This window comes from Anaeromonas frigoriresistens (genome assembly GCF_016820655.1).
GTDB lineage: Bacteria > Bacillota > Clostridia > Tissierellales > SIT17 > Anaeromonas > Anaeromonas frigoriresistens.
The window spans coordinates 431141-448998 of the sequence record NZ_WSFT01000053.1; the positions used below are offsets into that span (position 1 = coordinate 431141).

The following is a 17858-nucleotide window of genomic DNA, read 5'->3' on the forward strand; positions in this document are numbered from 1 at the left end:
AACGGTCTCATCCGAAATTCTCTACTAATTTCAAGAATTCAGCTTAAGGGTTGCTTCTCTACACTATACTAGATATTTTCCAGCCTTGAACATCCTCTCTGTAAGTAATCATGTAAATACTACTCCCTATCATAGCTATTTCATTATTCTATTCTTATAAAGATTATAAAAATTAAATCTAAATTTGTCAACACTACATTTCACTTGTTTTTTGTAATATATGAGATAAAACTATTTTTAAAGTAGTAGTTACAGGTATTGCCAATAACATACCTAATATCCCCATTAAATTACCACCTATTAATAAAGCAATTATAATAATCACAGGATGTAACCCTACTTTATCTCCCATAATTTTAGGTTGTAGTATATTTCCCTCTAATTGTTGAATAATTATAAAAAGAATTAATACCCAAACTGCTTTTAATGGTGATTCCAAAAGAGCAAATAACATAGCTATTGCTCCTCCTATTATTGGGCCAAAGTAAGGAATAATATTCATTACCCCTGATATAAGTCCAATTGTTAGAGCATAATTTACTCCTAATACTAAAAGCCCTATTGCAGTAAATGTTCCCACAAACAGCGCAATAATAAATTGTCCTCTCACAAAATTCCCTAGGGAATAATCTATTTTTCTAGATAAATTTATAATTTCTGATCTAGATTTTTTCGGAATTGTCATTTCTATATTTTTCTTGAAATAATCTTTATCTTTTACTAGATAGAATGCAATAATAGGAATTAAAAATATATTTATTGCTTTAGAGAAAAATGATATTATAAAATCCATTGAACCTTTTATTCCATCGATTAGTATATTTTGTACTTTTGTAATATTCTCTTCAATACTACCCTTGACTTCATCTAAACCAAATGGTAAATCTTTAATATTTTTATAATAATCATTATATAAGTCATTCACAAAGTTACTTACATTGTTGGAATATTTAGGTAATAAGTTGACTAAGTTTTTTATTTCATTAAATATTGCTGGGAATATTAATACTGACATTAAATATATAGTTCCTAAAATTACTAAATATACTAATAAAACACCGTATACTCTATTTACTTTTTTATCTTCTAAAATATTTACTAAAGGATTTATTACATATGCAATGATAATAGAAATGAATATTGTAAAAATTATTTCTCTTAATCCATTATCGCTAAATACATAATATGTAGTTATTATAAAAATAAGTAACAACAATGATATAATTATTTGTTTTTTACTTATATGTAACTCTCTATCATGTCCCAAATACTTGTTCCCAAATTTCACTATAAAATATGATAATAATATTAATAATACTATTATCGAAATCTCTCTTATGTAATTTAATGCATCTAATAAACCTATCATATTATCCCCCCATCAATTATTAAGGCAGCAAAGCTGCCTTAATTTAAAACATATTCATATTGTCCATTGCATTCGTAAACATCTTTTTACTTCTTTTCATCATTTTTCTTTTTTGTCTAGGACTCATTTTAGAGGATGCATACATACCTACCGCACTAATAATCGTCCCAGTGATAATACCATTCACTAATTTGTTATTCATATTATCATCTCCTCAATATTAGTTTGCTCTATTATTTCAATCTAACACAAGAAGTTTTTTGAATTTTTCCTTATTCTTTTCATAATCATCCTTAAATTGTTTATCAATTATTAATGCTTTTTTAGTAATACTCATTACTTCTAGAAATGGTAACATGTTCCTGCCATCTAAAATATCTTGTATTATTCCATCTGTTAATAAAAAACCCATAACAGTTCCATTTTTTTCTTCAAATACTATATCATCAATATATCCTATATTTTCTCCATCTTCTATGAGTACTGGTAATCCTATTATATCATTATCTGATTCAGATTCCTTTTCTATTTCCGGAAAATCTTTTAATTTTTCTACTATATTTTTCTTTTCTACAGTAATAAAGTCTTTACCTATGCTAGAGATGTTTTTATATCTTATAATTTTTTCTTCTTTAAATAATCCACCCTCTGATACTAATATGGCAACTATTCTAAGTTTTTGTCTTGAAAAAATAAAGTCTTTTACTGTACCTAATTTATCGCCAGTCTGATTATCAATAATGTCAAATCTCATTATTTTTTTGGTTCTTTTCAATATAACACCTCTTTTCATTCTTTTTTTATTTATATACTTATTATTGCAAGAAAAAACACTTTTATTTTAATTTCTTTAAAATTGTTCCTCCACCCACAATTACATCATTGTCATAAAATACAACAGACTGTCCAGAAGTGATTGCTCTTACTGATTCATCAAAAATTATTTTTACTTTATCATCATCTATAGGAATCAAGTATGCATCACTCGATTGAGAGTTATACCTTATTTTTGCTTTTACTTTTAATGGAGATTCAAGACTATCAATGGATATCAGATTTATATCTTCAGCAATTAATTCTTTACCATATACATCACTATTATCACCAATAATAACTTGATTTTTTTCTGCATCAATATCAGTTACATATGCAGGCTTTCCTAAAGCTAGTCCTAAACCTTTTCTTTGTCCAATAGTATAATTAGTAATTCCTTTATGCTTACCGATAGTATTTCCATTAATATCAATAAAATTACCTGATTTTATTTTGTAATCAGCATTTTCTTGTATAAATTTACTGTAGTTATCATCTTCAACAAAACAAATTTCTTGGCTGTCTTTTTTATCAGCTACTATTAAACCTAGTTCTCTAGCTATATCTCTTACTTTTTCTTTATTATCAAAATTTCCTAATGGCATTAATGTATGCTTTAATTGTTCTTGAGTCATATTATATAATGCATAAGATTGATCTTTAGCATCAGAATCTGATTTTTTAAGTATATATCTATCTTTGTTAGTATCATATTCAATTTTACCATAATGTCCTGTTGCAACATAATAGGCTCCTAGTTGATTTGATCGTTTTAATAATTCTTCAAATTTTATATATCTATTACATGCAATACATGGATTTGGTGTTCTGCCCTTTCCATATTCATCTATAAAATAATCAATCACTCTTTTTTTGAATATATCTTTAAAATTCATTACATAAAAAGGTATGTCTAATTTATTTGCTACCATTCTAGCATCTTCCACTGCTGATAACGAACAACACCCTCCTTCTTTTTCAATACCATTATCTTGCCATATCTGCATAGTAACTCCTATTACATTATACCCTTGTTCTTTTAATAGATATGCTGCAACAGAGCTATCAACTCCACCACTCATTCCAATAACTACTTTTTTCTTATCCATTTCTTTCACCCCACTTTATTATCCAATATATTATTTCAAAAAAAAAGCTACTGTGTCAACAGTAGCTTAGTGATGATGGTCTTCTTTCGGTTCAAAATCTTTTAATTCTTCTATTTCAACACCACTTTTTTCTGAATAATCTTTAAGTGCTGATTTTATAGCTTCCTCTGCTAATACAGAACAATGCATCTTAACAGGTGGTAAACCGTCTAAAGCTTCAGCTACAGCTTTGTTAGTTATCTTTAATACCTCTTCTATTGATTTTCCTTTAATAAGTTCTGTAGCCATACTTGATGATGCAATAGCAGATCCACATCCAAATGTTTTAAATTTAACATCTACTATTATATTATTTTCTATCTTAAGATACATTTTCATTATATCCCCACATTTAGCATTTCCTACTTCTCCTACACCATCAGCATCTTCAATTTCTCCAACATTTCTTGGATTAGTAAAATGTTCCATTACCTTCTCTGAATACATTATTTGTCCTCCTTTACTCTTTCATACAACGGTGACATATCTCTTAACCTCTGTACTATCTTTGCTAAATTTTCTATTACATAATCTACTTCTTCTTCAGTATTAAAATCTCCTAGAGATAATCTTAAAGAACCATGAGCTATTTCATGAGGTAACCCCATAGCTAATAGTACATGAGAAGGATCTAATGACCCCGAAGTACATGCTGATCCACTGGATGCTGCTATGCCAACCATGTCTAAACTTAGTAACAAGGCTTCACCTTCTATAAACTCGATTGATACATTTACATTACCAGGTAATCTTTTTTCTGGATGACCGTTTAATTTTACATAACTAATCTCATTCATTATACCTTTTATTAATTTATTTCTTAAATATATTAAATTTTCATTGTGAGATTCTAAATTATTATATGCTAATTCTAATGCTTTAGCTAGACCCACAATGGCTGCTATATTCTCAGTACCAGCCCTTCTATTTCTCTCTTGTGCTCCGCCATGTATATAAGGATTAAGTTTTACACCTTTTCTGATGTATAATGCTCCTACCCCTTTAGGTCCATAAAATTTATGAGCTGATAAAGATAAAAGATCAACTCCTAATTCATCTACATCAATTTCTATATTTCCAACTGCCTGAACAGCATCTGTATGAAAATAAATGTCATTATCCTTAGCAATTTTACCTATTTCTTTAATAGGCTGTATAGTTCCAACTTCATTATTTGCATATATTATACTAATTAATATTGTATTTTTATTTATTGCTTTTTTTAAATCATCTAAGCTTATCATTCCATATTCGTCAACATCCAAATAAGTAACTTCAAACCCATTTCTTTCTAGATATTGACAAGTATGAAGTACTGCATGATGTTCAATTTTTGTTGTTATAATATGATTACCCTTATTCTTATTTCCTAGAGCTACCCCTTTTATTGCCCAGTTATCTGATTCAGATCCTCCACTAGTAAAGTAGATTTCTCTAGAACTTGCTCCTAATATCTTAGCTACAAGATCCCTTGATTCATCAATAGCTTTTTTTGAATCTCTTCCTCTTCTATATATACTTGAAGGATTGCCATAATTTTCAGTAAAATATGGTATCATACTTTCAACTATTTCTTTTTTTACAGGTGTTGTGGCCGCATTATCCATGTATACATCTCTCATCAAATGTATCTCCTCCTCATTCATCATATTGTCTACCCATTTTCCAAGCAAATAGTAATTTAATTTTTATTGTTATATATAAAACATATAACTCTTATTTTTATTAATTTCATCTTGTTCATCAACCATGTCTTGTAAAGTAACAGTATCAATAACTTGATTTATGCTATCTCTAATCTTCTTCCATACTCCTCTAGTTACACAGTATTCTCCTCTATCACAGTCAAGAGGTTCTCCTTCTATTACACAGTCTGAAGGAGCAATATTACCTTCTAATGATCTAATAACATCACCTACAGTAATTTCTTTTGGTTCGCTAGATAAAAGATATCCTCCTTGAGCACCTCTTACACTATTCACTAACCCATCTTTTCTTAATGTAGCAATTAATTGTTCTAAGTAATGTTCTGATATGTTTTGTTTTTCTGCAATATCTTTAAGAGGGATAGGTCCTTCTCCAAAGTGTAAAGCTAATTCAAACATAGCCTTAAGCCCATACCTACCTTTTGTAGATAGTTTCATTCTATCACCCTTTCAAATCCCTAGTATATCGCCTGGAATTATGGTTTTAGTATATTATATCCGACTATCTTTGTCAAGATTCAGTCAAAGTTATTTTTATTACATTTTGTTTAGAATATAGTGTACAAAAAGTTCAATACTCCTAGTTATTATTAATTAATAATTATCCTTGTATATAATAAAGGATGAGCATTAATGCTCATCCTTTATTATATACAATTTAAAAATTAATATATTCTTTAAAATCCTCATATTTCCCTATTATTTTACATAATTTTATATAATATTCATTGTCTATCTTCCAAGTATGGTCGTTTTTAAATGTATGTCTTATATATACAAAATCCTCCTTATCTGACGAATATATTGGTATTTTATTCTTTATACAATCCTTGCAAAATTGAACATCTTCACCTAATGATTTATCGACAAATCTAACAATATCAAATACACTCTTCTTAAATATTAATGTAGGTCCTTCTACCCTTCTTACAAAAGTATTTTCTCTATTCACATTCCTAAGTGCTAATATCTTAGCATCTTCAAAATAAACATAATTTGTGGATTTACCAATAACTAATGTATCTTTTTTCTTCATAGTATTTATAGAGTTCATTAAATAATTCATGCCATAGTAATCATCATCATCAAATTTTGCAATGATATTGTAATTACTTTTTTCTACTGCAAAATTTAAACATTTACCTAATGATATTTTCTCATCTAATACATATATATAAATATTTTCATGATTTTTGAACTTATTTATATACATTTCTTTTCCAATATGATTATTATTTATAACAATTATTAACTCTTTGTTTTCATATCTTTGAGTTGTATAGTTACTAAATATATTATCTAACATTCTTCCTTTGTTGGTGATAGTAATAACAGATACTCCATCCATTGAGACCTTATTAGTTTCCATAACTCACCACCAAATACATTTATTTTAGTTTATGCTTATTCATATGTATATAGTAGCATTATTAAGTATTAGATTTAAAGAATAATAAGAATATCCTTTCTTATATGCAACTAATTCTATTAATTTTAATATATTAATAATAAGTATATATGAAAGGATTGATTAAATGAATGCTACATATATAAACAATCAGAAATATTATCTAGCAATATTTGATTCAAAAAACCATGCTATAGGATTATACTATTCATTACAAAAGAAAGGTATTAAGAAATTCAATCTTGTATCCGCTCCATGTCAATTAAAAGAAGGTTGTAATTACTCTATTAAATTTGAGAATTTAGATGATTATAAAACAATTCAAAATTTAATTCCCAACAATAATATTGGGGTTGAATTATATGAAATCATTAGAAAAAATGGCAGAAAAGAAATTACAAAAATAGAAACTCCTATTTAAATATATCAACTATTTTCTGCCAAAATGATCTGTTCTTGATATTCTCAATATATTTATTTGTTTCATATATTTCAGCAGATAATTTTTCTAGCTTTAATAATGTATCTTCATTGATTCCATTTAATTTGATTAAAGTTTGAGATATAGCTAGTTTCTCCTCTATTTCTCTATTAATAATTTCATTTAGTTTTTCGACATAGATGTTTATATCTTCATTAAATAATTCTTCTTCTAAAGGAACTAATTTTGAATCAAGTTCTTCATTAATTTTTTTTATATCTATAGTATTAAAGTTCACATCAATGTTATTAAGCTCTTCTTCAATAATTATATCTTCCTTTTTTGTTGTTTTTATTTCCTTTAGTTCTTTTTTACTTATATTATTAGAAAACATCAAAATATTAGGATATATAATATTAATATGATTTGTTATATCACCTAATATATAATTTCCGGATATATAGCTAGAGTTATTAAAATTATGCAGGTAGTTATAATATTGAAAACTATTTAAGGATATATCCTTATTATGTATATTATTTTTATTTTCATTTTTAAATATAGCAATGGAGTTTGTTTCATTGTTTATGCCAGCTATATATATACCGTCTTTACTCTCAGTAATAATTGGTAATCCTTCTACTCTTGAATTATCAGTTGATATAAACTTCCAGTTCTTTTTATAAGAATTAACTAAGGGAAGAACTTTATGTACTATTGTTTCATTGCTTATCCAAAGGGCATGTAAATTATCTTTAGAATCTACATGAATTTCAGGACTATAATTATCTTCGTCTTCTTCAGATAATTTTGTGGGTCGATTAATCCATTTACCTAAAATACTATTATAACTAATATAATTCACGTGATGTTTTGATTCATATTTATGCAGATAGATTACATGTATATTTAAATATTTATCCTGTGCTATTGAATAAGTTTTAGTTTTATTGTGAGCTACAAAAGTTATAACATTGTTTTTTAACCAACCTTCTCTATTTACTTTTAAATGATTTATTGTCCACAGATTAGGATTAAGGACATCATTTGATAAATATAATATATCTATATTATTTTCTGTAGCTTTTATCTTAAATTCTTTATACTTGTTTGAATTTAAATTAAACTTTTTAAGGATATTATTTTTTATATTATCTTCTTTGAGTATTGAATAAAGAAAGTTACCTTCCTTATCTAGATGGGTTATATGAATATTATCATTTTGATCTAAATCAGCACTAAAATCTATTACATTCTTTTTGATTAATGTATCAGATTTTATATTTTGATTTTCTTCATTAAATACTTTGTATAGTAATTCATTTTTCTTTGATATGAATATTATTATATACTCTTTCTTTTTTGTTAAAAACACACTCCCAATTGAACTATTTATCATAAAATCACCACCTTAAAAATTATAAATTCATGCACCAATATTCCTATAATTCATAATATGAAACTAAAGATGATTTTATTAAAATTATTATAATAAAGGAGGATATATTATGGCTAATGGTTATGATTCCGATCCTGGGGAAAATTTCGTGGATAATGACTTAAATTACGTGAAAGAACATGTATGTATTATTACCGATAAGGTATATGCCCACTGCCAGCAAAGAGAATGCTTCCCAGATATTGAACAAAAAATTGAAGGTAAATTTGAATCAATTAAATTTGGTTCAGGATTTATTGTTCCTAATACTCTAATAGTAAGTTCCTTACCGAATAGAGACAATTTTAAAAGAGTTAGATTTACATTAAGAATACCATATGTAATTAAAAATACTAAGGGTGAAACTTTCGAAGATTTTCTTCCAGATATTTTAAAAGACATTGTTTTATTCATTCCAGACGATGTAAGAGATGAATTTGATTTTAGAATAGTTGTAGAAACTAGCTCCAAAGTTTTAGGAGACGTAGATAAATGTGATGATAAATTAAACTTTGCAGTAGGAGTTTTTATTATCGTTAAAGTAGTAGGTAGAGTACAGTTGCTTATTCCTGCATTTGGTTTCTGCCCAGAACCACCTGAATGTGAGGAGTTTAGTCCAGAAGCAGATATATGTGAATCATTTGATTATTTACCATTCCCTGACTTCTTCCCACCTCAGTTTGAAGACCTTTACCCTGAGTATTAAAATAATAAAGACGTGGCTAGCCACGTCTTTATTATTTACTACTATTATTAATTATTAGGAAATCTTACAATGAAATAGTTCCCTTCATCTATATCTAATTCTATATTTCCACCGTTCTTTTCAATTAATTTCTTTACAATATATAATCCTAATCCCCTATCTTTTTTCCCTTTAGTTGAAAACCCTTTATTAAAAATATTTTCTCTAATTTCTTCACTGATTATAGGTGTATTATTGTATATACTAAAAACGTACTCTCCTAAATCTTCATATATATTTATTTTTAACAACTTATGATCTTCTTCTGAAGTCTCTAAGGCTTGTATAGCATTTTTCAATAAGTTTGTTAGTATTTTTGATAGATCGTATAAATTAACACCAATCTCTTCTGATAGTTCTGTAGAATTTATTTCCACATCGATTCCAGAGTTTTTAGCCTTATTTATAGCAGAGTATATAGTTGCTTCAATTTCAGGAATACCAATTTCATATCTTGATGTTATTGTTCTTCCTTCCTTAACTACATCTGTTAAATATTTTTTTGCTCGTTCTGGTTGTTTCAATTCCAGCAACCCTTGGATGATTTGTAAATGATTGAAAAAATCATGCTTATACATTCTAAGTTTACTATTCATGTCTTCCATTACTTCTAACCTATAACTAGACATTTCTTTCTCCGTTATAAGTCTAGAAAAGAATAACAACTCAAATATTATCCATAAAGATATCACTAATCCTACAAACCCTAATATTAAAAAGCTATTAAATAAAGATTTCTTTGTCTCTCCTAAAACATCATCTAGTGATTGTAGTGTCGATAAATACCATCCATCCATAGAATTAATTTTAGAAACATCTAATAATGCAGTGCCATTATTATATTTTATCTCTTTTGTTTGAATATCTTTGCTATCATTAATCATTTCTTTAACTTTAGAAGAAACACCTAGTTTCTCTTCATTACTAAATAATATTTTTCCATCCTTATTATAAATAGAAATATCATCTATATCATTTATTGGTATATCTTTATATAAGGCGTTAATTGCATCAATGTTTAATATAGTAACTAGTATTCCAGTCTGAGTTGTTTTATCTCTTCCTTGCAATCCTTTTTTATCTATAATATCTTGAGGTAATACATAGTATAGTTTTTGAAGTATAATAAGACTTTCCTTATTCTCCTCCGCTAAAAAGTCCCTTGTTGTATCACTATAATCCCAAATTTGATCTTTATCACCATTTAAAAAATCTTTATAAAACTTTGACTTTAATAATTCATTCTCATTTATCTGACGATTCCCTTCACTTGAAAAAAAGTTTCCTGCATTACTTACATATGTCAATTGATTAATAAAATAACTTTTATTATTAAAATCAGTTAACCTGTTTTGTAAATATATATCTATTCTTTGTTGATATTTTTCATCTACTTCATCATATTTATTTAGAGAAGCATTCGATCCATTATCATCCGCTATTTCAGTTACAATTTCTTTTAAGTTACTTAAATTATAATCTATCGACTGAGTGGTTTTATATAATACTTGCTCTAATGATTCAATTCTTTCTGTTTTTATAGTTGATATGGTACTTCTATAGATTATAAAAATATTTAGAATTATCGGTATGTAAATTAACAATAACATCAATACAAGAAATCTAGTTCTTATTTTTTTATCCTTTATTACATTTGTTAAAATTTTTCTCACTATGTTCACCTCTATGTTTTATATTGCCCAGGAAATTGATTATCACTGAGTTGTAGCGATTATTGTCATATATAGTATAATAATAATAAGTACAGTTGAAATATGTCGCATAATGCATTGATAAGATTATACCAAATAATTCATGAAAATAAAATGTTAAGAATATTAAATTAATGTTGAAAATTTTATAAGAAGAGATATAATCTATAGTTGGAGGGGTTACAAATTATGAAAGGAGCTGATTAAATGTCAGTTGTTGAAAACGTTTTACAGATAGTAAAAGAAAGAAATCCTGGTGAATCAGAGTTTCATCAAGCTGTAGAAGAGGTCTTATTATCTTTACAGCCTGTTTTAGAAAAAAATCCTCAATATGCAAAAGCAGGAATTATTGAGAGATTAGTTGAGCCAGAAAGACAAATAATGTTTAGAGTACCATGGGTAGATGATGAAGGAAATGTTCAAGTAAATAGAGGATTTAGAGTTCAATTTAATAGTGCTATAGGACCTTATAAAGGCGGATTAAGATTCCATCCATCTGTTTATTTGGGAATAATTAAGTTCTTAGGATTTGAACAAGTATTTAAAAATTCTTTATCAGGTTTACCAATTGGTGGAGGTAAAGGTGGTTCTGACTTTGATCCTAAAGGTAAATCAGATGGTGAAATCATGAGATTCTGTCAGAGTTTTATGACTGAGCTATATAGACATATTGGTCCAGATATTGATGTTCCAGCTGGAGATATCGGAGTAGGCGGAAGAGAAATAGGTTATTTATTTGGTCAATATAAGAGAATAAGAAATGGTTATGAAGGTGGAGTTCTTACAGGTAAAGGATTGACTTATGGTGGATCTTTAGCAAGAAAAGAAGCTACAGGCTATGGTTTAATATATTTCGTTAAGGAAATGCTAGAAGCAAACGATTCCACTTTAGCAGGTAAAACTGTTGTTATATCAGGAGCAGGAAACGTGGCTATTTATGCATGTGAGAAAGCTGAACAGTTTGGTGCTAAAATTGTTGCTATGTGTGATTCTAAGGGTTACATATATGATAAAGATGGTATCAACCTTGATACTGTTAAACAAATAAAAGAAGTAGAAAGAAAAAGAATTAGTGAATACGTTAAGCACCATCCAAACGCAGAATATCATGATGGACAAAAAGGTATTTGGTCAATAAAATGTGATATAGCATTACCTTGTGCTACACAAAATGATATTCATGTTGAACATGCTGAGCAATTAATTAATAACGGAGTTCAAGTTATGGGTGAAGGTGCTAATATGCCTTGTACGAATGAAGCAGTTAACTTATTCTTAGAAAAAGGAGTATTAGTTGCTCCTGCTAAAGCTGCAAATGCTGGTGGTGTTTCTACTTCAGCGTTAGAAATGTCTCAAAATAGTATGAGATTATCTTGGACATTTGAAGAAGTAGATGAAAAATTACAAGCTATAATGGCTAATATCTTTAAAGTATCTAATGATGCTGCTAAAGAATATGGTATGGAAGGAAATTATGTAGCCGGTGCAAACATTGCAGGATTCTTAAAAGTTTCAGAAGCTATGTTAGCTCAAGGAGTAGTATAAAAAAATCTCCCCTTTTTGGGGAGATTTTTTTATACTTGTGATAACTCCTTAGCTAGTTTTGATCCAACTCTTGCATTGTTATAAACAAGTTCTATATTAGATTTTAGACTTTCTCCTTTAGTTATTTCCTTTATCTTAGACAATAAAAATGGAGTTGTTTCTTTTCCCTTAATATTTTTTTCTTCTGCTTCATTTAAAGCATCACTTATAGCATTATTTATCTCATCAAAATCCATTTGATATTCTTCTGGTATTGGATTTCCAATAACTATACCGCCTTTTATATCTAAATCCCATTTTACTTTTATAGCTTTTGCTAATTCTAATTCATTATCTACAGAATAATCAACCTTAAAACCACTTTTCCTTGTGTAAAATGCTGGAAATTCCTCTGTTCCAAAGCCAATGACTGGTACTCCATGGGTCTCAAGATATTCTAATGTTAGTCCTATATCAAGGATTGATTTAGCGCCGGCACATACTACTGCCACATTAGTATTAGCAAGTTCCATTAGATCTGCTGATATATCGAAGGTATCCTGTGCATTTCTATGAGCTCCTCCTATTCCTCCTGTAGCAAATACTTTTATTTTGGCTAGGTCAGCTATTATCATTGTTGATGCCACTGTTGTTGCCCCATTTAATCCTTTGGATATGATAAAAGGTATATCTCTTCTACTAGCTTTTTTAACATCCTTTGCCTTAGCTAAGTATTCTAATTCATCATCAGTTAATCCAACTTTGATCTTACCATTTAAAATTGCAATAGTAGCAGGAATACTTCCATTCTCTCTAATTATTTCCTCCACTCTCCTAGCAGTTTCTACATTTTGTGGATAAGGCATGCCATGGGATATTATAGTAGACTCTAATGCAACTACTGGTTGATTATTTTCTAGTGCCTTTTTAACTTCATCTTTGATTTCTATATATTTATTTAACATATTTTCATCTCCTTAATTAATTTACTTATATTGTTTACTGAGACATTTCTATTAACAGTATTTTCATCACTCATAGCAAGGATAGAGCCGCCTATAGAAAATATTACTTGATCCTTTATACTCCAATTATTATAGTGACCATAGATTAAAGCCGCCATAAAGGCATCTCCTGCTCCTGTAGCATTAATCACTTCTATTTCCGGGCTTGGTATATGACCAGAATGATATTGGTCTTTATAATATACTCCATCTTCTCCTAAAGTTATAATTATATTCTTAACTCCTTTACTTAAGAAGTAGTTCCCTGCTCTTTCTAAATCTTCTTTTGATCTGATTTCTATTCCACTCAAGATTTCTGCTTCATATTTATTAGGTTTAATAGTATGAAACTTATCTATAATCTCTTTTATTTTTAATGATTTAGTAGTAGAGACTGTATCAATAAAAATATCTTTTTCACCATAGTGGTTAACTATATACTCCAAAGTTTCTTTAGGTAAATTAGTATCTAAAATTATACCTTTTGAATTTTTGATAGTATTTGACTTTTCTCTTAACAAATCAATAGTTATTTCATTAAATATCTCCATTGAAGAAATAGCTACATTCATATCACCTTCACTATCTAATATTGATAGATATGTTGATGTAGGATATTGTTCCGTTACTAATATATTGTTAGTAGATATACCTGAACTTTGCAATTCATTTAATATTTTTTTCCCATAAATATCATTACCAACTGCTGAAATAAAATTAACTTTCATCCCTAGTAATGAGAGATTTTCGGCAATATTTCTACCTACACCTCCTACAGAAAGCTTTATTTCTCCCGGATTAGAATCCTTTGGTATAAGGTTTTCATAACTGAAGCCTTGTAAGTCTATATTACTTCCGCCAATGACTACTATGTCATCAGTATTTAATATATAACCTCGTCCTTTAATAAGTCCTTTCTTTATTAGATTGGTTATATGAACTGCTACAGATGATCTTTTAATTGACAAGATATCTGCCAACTCCTGTTGGCTTATTAAAGGATTTTCTCTAATTAGATTTAGTATTTCTTTTTCTCTATCAGTCATTTTTTCACCAACTTTTGTTTATTTGAATAAGCTTATGTTTATATTATACATGTTCTCTTTTATTATTTCAAGTACTATTATTTTTTAAAATAAAAAGAGAGACATATCCGTCTCTCTAAGTATTTATTATATTAACTCTTTTTATTCTCTCTGATACTTTTTTGGAATTCCTTAAATTTTAACTCTAGCTTATTGTTTGCTGGTTCATAGTACTTCTTATCTTTTATATTATCTGGTAAATATTGTTGCTTAACATAATGATTAGGATAAGAGTGAGGATATTTATACTCAGTTCCTCTCCCTAATTTTGAAGATCCTTTATAATGACTATCTTTTAGATGTATTGGTATATCACCAATATTACCTAAATCAATATCTTTCAGAGCTTTATCTATGGCATTTATAGCTGAGTTTGATTTAGGTGAATTAGATAATAAAATAACTCCCTGAGCAAGTGGAATTCTAGCTTCTGGCAAACCTAATTTAATAGCTGCTTCTACACAACTATGTATTATTGTAATTGCATTAGGATAAGCCAATCCGATATCTTCTGATGCGATAACTAAGAGTCGTCTACAAATAGAGGTCAGATCTCCGGCTTTAATCAGTCTAGCAAGATAATGTATCGAAGCATCTACATCACTACCTCTGATAGATTTTTGAAAAGTACTGAGAGTATCGTAGTGATTATCCCCAAATTTATCATAATTAAATCCTGAGGTTTGAGTACTTTCTTTTGCTGTGTCTATATCAATACATATTGGTATCTTATTAATAGAATAATATATAGCTGACTCTAGGTCATTCAATCCTCTTCTTAAATCTCCATTGGACATAGTTGCTATATATTTAAGAGCTTCCTCTTCATAATTAATAGTTTTATTTATAATTTCTTTTTCAGCTAAGTCAATACCCCGTTTTAATCCTTCCACAATATCTTCAATTTCAAGTTTCTTGAATTCAAAAATAGTGGATCTACTAATGATAGCATTAAATATTGTAAAATACGGATTCTCCGTTGTACTAGAGATCAATGTTATCTGTCCATTTTCTATGAATTTTAATAAAGATTGTTGCTGTTTTTTATTAAAATTTTGAATTTCATCCAAATAAAGTAGTATACCATCTTTAGCTAAAAAAGTGTCTAGTTCACTGATTATATTTTTTATATCTTGGACTGAAGCATTAGTAGCATTAAGTTTATATAACCTTTTATTTGTAGAATCAGCTATAATATTAGCCACAGTAGTTTTCCCTGTACCAGGAGGACCATAAAAAATCATGTTTGGAATATGCTTAGACTCTATAATATTCCTCAATAATCTCTCTTTTCCTAATATATGCTTTTGCCCAACAACTTCTTCTAGTTTTTTAGGTCTCACTATGTCTGCTAACGGTTTCATTCTATCACCTTTTTCGTAATTTTAAGGATATAAGATTAATCTTATATCCTTAAAATTATATTATTTGATTTAACTTTTCAATTGTATATTCAATATCTTCATCTGTTATATAATAATGGGTTACAAAACGTATTATATCATTAGTAATAGAAGATGCAAGAATTCCTTCTTCTTTCATTTTATCTACTAATTCATTTGATGAATAAGGTGTATCTTCTACATTGATCATTAAAATGTTTGTTTGTACAGTTTCATCATTTATTTTAACGCCTTTTATCTTATTTAACCCTTCAGCTAATTCCTTTATTCTAGTATGATCTTCAGATAATCTCTCTACCATATTAGTTAATGAAATGATACCTGCCGCTGCTAATATACCTCCTTGTCTCATACCTCCACCTAGCATCTTTCTTAAGCGTCTTGCTTTATCAATAAATTTCTTCTCACCTGCTAAGATTGAACCTACTGGAGAACATAGACCTTTAGATAAACAGAACATTAATGAATCTGTATATTGAGTTAATTCTTTAACATCTACACCTAATGCCACTGCAGCATTAAATACTCTTGCTCCATCTAAATGTACTGGAATGTTATTTTCTTTAGCTATATCAAATATTTCCTTCATTCTACTAGGAGGAACTACTACTCCTCCAGCCATATTATGAGTATTCTCCATACATATTAATCCTGTCTGGGAGTGATGTATATCATCATCCTTAACTATAGCATTTCTAACATCCTCTGGATTCATGATTCCATTTTCACTTTTAATTGGTCTTGCTTGCAGCCCAGCTAAAAAAGATAATCCACCTACTTCATATCGATATATATGAGCCCAATCTTCTAATATAACCTCCTGACCTCTATCCGTATGGCACAATAAAGCTAGTTGATTACCCATTGTTCCAGTAGGAACAAATAGTGCGGATTCTTTACCTACTATTTCACTAGCTAATTTCTCTAATTTGTTGATTGTAGGGTCCTCTCCATATACGTCATCCCCAACCTCTGCATTATACATAGCTTTTCTCATTTCTTCTGTAGGCTTAGTCAAAGTGTCACTTCTAAAATCAATTGTTCTCATATGTTTTCCTCCTCATATTAATATTACTTATAATTATATCATTTTTTATATGTTATATAATTGTTTAATGTATTTTATTTCTCTATTTATTCCTTTTTCTATATCTGTTTTTTTATCTCTAAACATTATCTTTTCATAAAGATTAGTACATGCTTTAGTATTTATTTGTTCCTCTATTAATGGTTCTGTATATACAATTTTACCTTTTTTATTAAGCATATTTTCTATAATACTTATTGAATCATTAACACTTAAAGAATAGCCTTCTCCTATATTAATAATTTCATCTACAAGTTCCCTTTGAAGTAAATGAACAATAGAATCTACTACATCCTCCACATAAACAAAGTCTCTTCTCTGTTTGCCATCTCCATATACGATAATATCTTCATCAAGTAAAATACTTTTAATAAACTTATGAAATGCCATATCAGGTCTTTGATGGGGTCCATAGGTAGTAAAAAATCTCAGGTTTATAATATCAATATCATATCCATTACCATAATAAGTAGCAAGACTCTCTCCTGCTAACTTACTAACTCCATACAAAGATATTGGTCTTGGATTAGTTATTTCTGACATAGGTAGTATTCCAGTTTCTCCATAAACAGTGGATGATGATGCATATATGAATTTTTTTACTCCCTTATTTTTTATAGCTTCTAAAATTCTCTGAGTAGCAACAATATTATACTTTATATATTCATCAAAATTTACCTCACTACAGTAATTAACTCCAGGGATATCAGCTAAATGAATGACACTTTCTATATTTAAACCTTCAATTAGTTGTTTCATACTTGGGTCTAATATATTATTTTCTAAAAAAATAAAATCAGGGTCTCCTAACAAATTTTTTATATTAAATTCTTTAATCCACTTATCATAATTGTGATAAAAATTATCAACCCCTAATACTTTATGTCCATGATGTAAAAGAGCCTCACATAATTTACTCCCAATAAAGCCAGAAGCTCCAGTAACTAAAATCATAAAAATACCTCCTCATTAATATTATTTATTATCAATATATG

Annotated in this window: 18 protein-coding genes and 1 other annotated feature (1 of these 19 cut by a window edge); of the genes, 3 read left to right on the forward strand and 15 right to left on the reverse strand. The window is 28.3% G+C overall.

Annotated features, from left to right (window positions below):
- Positions 1–142: a binding site (T-box leader), on the reverse strand; it reaches 60 nt to the left of the window's first position.
- Between the two features lie 51 nt (positions 143–193).
- From GOQ27_RS16340 to GOQ27_RS16375, 8 genes are all read right to left on the reverse strand, one after another.
- Positions 194–1369, reverse strand: a complete 1176-nt coding sequence (locus tag GOQ27_RS16340) for an AI-2E family transporter (protein ID WP_203367943.1) — start codon at positions 1367–1369, stop codon at positions 194–196.
- A 43-nt stretch (positions 1370–1412) separates the two neighbouring features.
- Entirely contained in the window at positions 1413–1571 is a 159-nt protein-coding gene (locus GOQ27_RS16345; protein ID WP_203367944.1) for a hypothetical protein, read from the reverse strand.
- A gap of 36 nt (positions 1572–1607) precedes the next feature.
- On the reverse strand, positions 1608–2144 hold the full coding sequence (locus GOQ27_RS16350; protein ID WP_203367945.1) for a PRC-barrel domain-containing protein: 537 nt from the start codon (positions 2142–2144) through the stop codon (positions 1608–1610).
- Positions 2145–2205: 61 nt separating this feature from the next.
- A complete protein-coding gene (mnmA, locus tag GOQ27_RS16355) occupies positions 2206–3291 on the reverse strand; it encodes a tRNA 2-thiouridine(34) synthase MnmA (protein WP_203367946.1) in 1086 nt (361 codons plus the stop codon).
- A 66-nt stretch (positions 3292–3357) separates the two neighbouring features.
- Positions 3358–3777 carry a Fe-S cluster assembly scaffold protein NifU gene (nifU, locus tag GOQ27_RS16360; protein WP_207751329.1) on the reverse strand — a complete coding sequence of 140 codons (420 nt, stop codon included), beginning with the start codon at positions 3775–3777 and terminating at the stop codon, positions 3358–3360.
- Entirely contained in the window at positions 3777–4952 is a 1176-nt protein-coding gene (gene nifS, locus GOQ27_RS16365) for a cysteine desulfurase NifS (protein ID WP_203368082.1), read from the reverse strand. Before nifS ends, nifU begins: the two co-directional genes overlap by 1 nt.
- Before the next feature lie 72 nt (positions 4953–5024).
- Positions 5025–5474 carry an RrF2 family transcriptional regulator gene (locus tag GOQ27_RS16370; RefSeq protein WP_203367947.1) on the reverse strand — a complete coding sequence of 150 codons (450 nt, stop codon included), beginning with the start codon at positions 5472–5474 and terminating at the stop codon, positions 5025–5027.
- A 220-nt stretch (positions 5475–5694) separates the two neighbouring features.
- The gene (locus tag GOQ27_RS16375; protein WP_203367948.1) at positions 5695–6405 is read right to left on the reverse strand and encodes a glycosyltransferase family 2 protein; all 711 of its coding nucleotides are present in this window, start codon (positions 6403–6405) and stop codon (positions 5695–5697) included.
- Positions 6406–6571: 166 nt separating this feature from the next.
- On the opposite strand from GOQ27_RS16375, the gene GOQ27_RS16380 reads away from it, so the two are divergent.
- A complete protein-coding gene (locus GOQ27_RS16380; RefSeq protein ID WP_203367949.1) occupies positions 6572–6865 on the forward strand; it encodes a putative Se/S carrier protein in 294 nt (97 codons plus the stop codon).
- Here the strand turns inward: GOQ27_RS16380 and GOQ27_RS16385 are convergent.
- Positions 6858–8264, reverse strand: coding sequence for a hypothetical protein (locus GOQ27_RS16385; protein WP_203367950.1), 1407 nt, complete (start codon positions 8262–8264; stop codon positions 6858–6860). The two genes, GOQ27_RS16380 and GOQ27_RS16385, sit on opposite strands and share 8 nt — an antisense overlap.
- A gap of 109 nt (positions 8265–8373) precedes the next feature.
- Between GOQ27_RS16385 and GOQ27_RS16390 the strand changes: the two genes are divergently transcribed.
- The gene (locus GOQ27_RS16390; protein WP_203367951.1) at positions 8374–9009 is read left to right on the forward strand and encodes a hypothetical protein; all 636 of its coding nucleotides are present in this window, start codon (positions 8374–8376) and stop codon (positions 9007–9009) included.
- A 47-nt stretch (positions 9010–9056) separates the two neighbouring features.
- Here GOQ27_RS16390 and GOQ27_RS17560 read toward each other — a convergent pair whose 3' ends face one another.
- Positions 9057–10721 carry a Spo0B domain-containing protein gene (locus GOQ27_RS17560; protein WP_203367952.1) on the reverse strand — a complete coding sequence of 555 codons (1665 nt, stop codon included), beginning with the start codon at positions 10719–10721 and terminating at the stop codon, positions 9057–9059.
- 246 nt (positions 10722–10967) lie between these two features.
- Between GOQ27_RS17560 and gdhA the strand changes: the two genes are divergently transcribed.
- Positions 10968–12305, forward strand: a complete 1338-nt coding sequence (gdhA, locus tag GOQ27_RS16400; protein WP_203367953.1) for an NADP-specific glutamate dehydrogenase — start codon at positions 10968–10970, stop codon at positions 12303–12305.
- A 29-nt stretch (positions 12306–12334) separates the two neighbouring features.
- Here the strand turns inward: gdhA and GOQ27_RS16405 are convergent, their stop codons facing one another.
- The 5 genes from GOQ27_RS16405 to GOQ27_RS16425 all read right to left on the reverse strand — a co-directional run bounded on the left by GOQ27_RS16405 (position 12335) and on the right by GOQ27_RS16425 (position 17817).
- Complete coding sequence (locus GOQ27_RS16405; RefSeq protein WP_203367954.1) at positions 12335–13249, reverse strand: pseudouridine-5'-phosphate glycosidase; 915 nt, start codon at positions 13247–13249, stop codon at positions 12335–12337.
- Positions 13243–14334, reverse strand: coding sequence for a PfkB family carbohydrate kinase (locus tag GOQ27_RS16410; protein WP_203367955.1), 1092 nt, complete (start codon positions 14332–14334; stop codon positions 13243–13245). The genes GOQ27_RS16405 and GOQ27_RS16410 overlap by 7 nt, the downstream gene beginning before the upstream one ends.
- 131 nt (positions 14335–14465) lie before the next feature.
- Positions 14466–15737 carry a replication-associated recombination protein A gene (locus GOQ27_RS16415; RefSeq protein WP_203367956.1) on the reverse strand — a complete coding sequence of 424 codons (1272 nt, stop codon included), beginning with the start codon at positions 15735–15737 and terminating at the stop codon, positions 14466–14468.
- Positions 15738–15792: 55 nt separating this feature from the next.
- Positions 15793–16824, reverse strand: coding sequence for a low-specificity L-threonine aldolase (gene ltaE / locus GOQ27_RS16420; RefSeq protein WP_203367957.1), 1032 nt, complete (start codon positions 16822–16824; stop codon positions 15793–15795).
- 45 nt (positions 16825–16869) lie between these two features.
- Complete coding sequence (locus GOQ27_RS16425; protein ID WP_203367958.1) at positions 16870–17817, reverse strand: NAD-dependent epimerase/dehydratase family protein; 948 nt, start codon at positions 17815–17817, stop codon at positions 16870–16872.
- Positions 17818–17858: the final 41 nt, after the last annotated feature.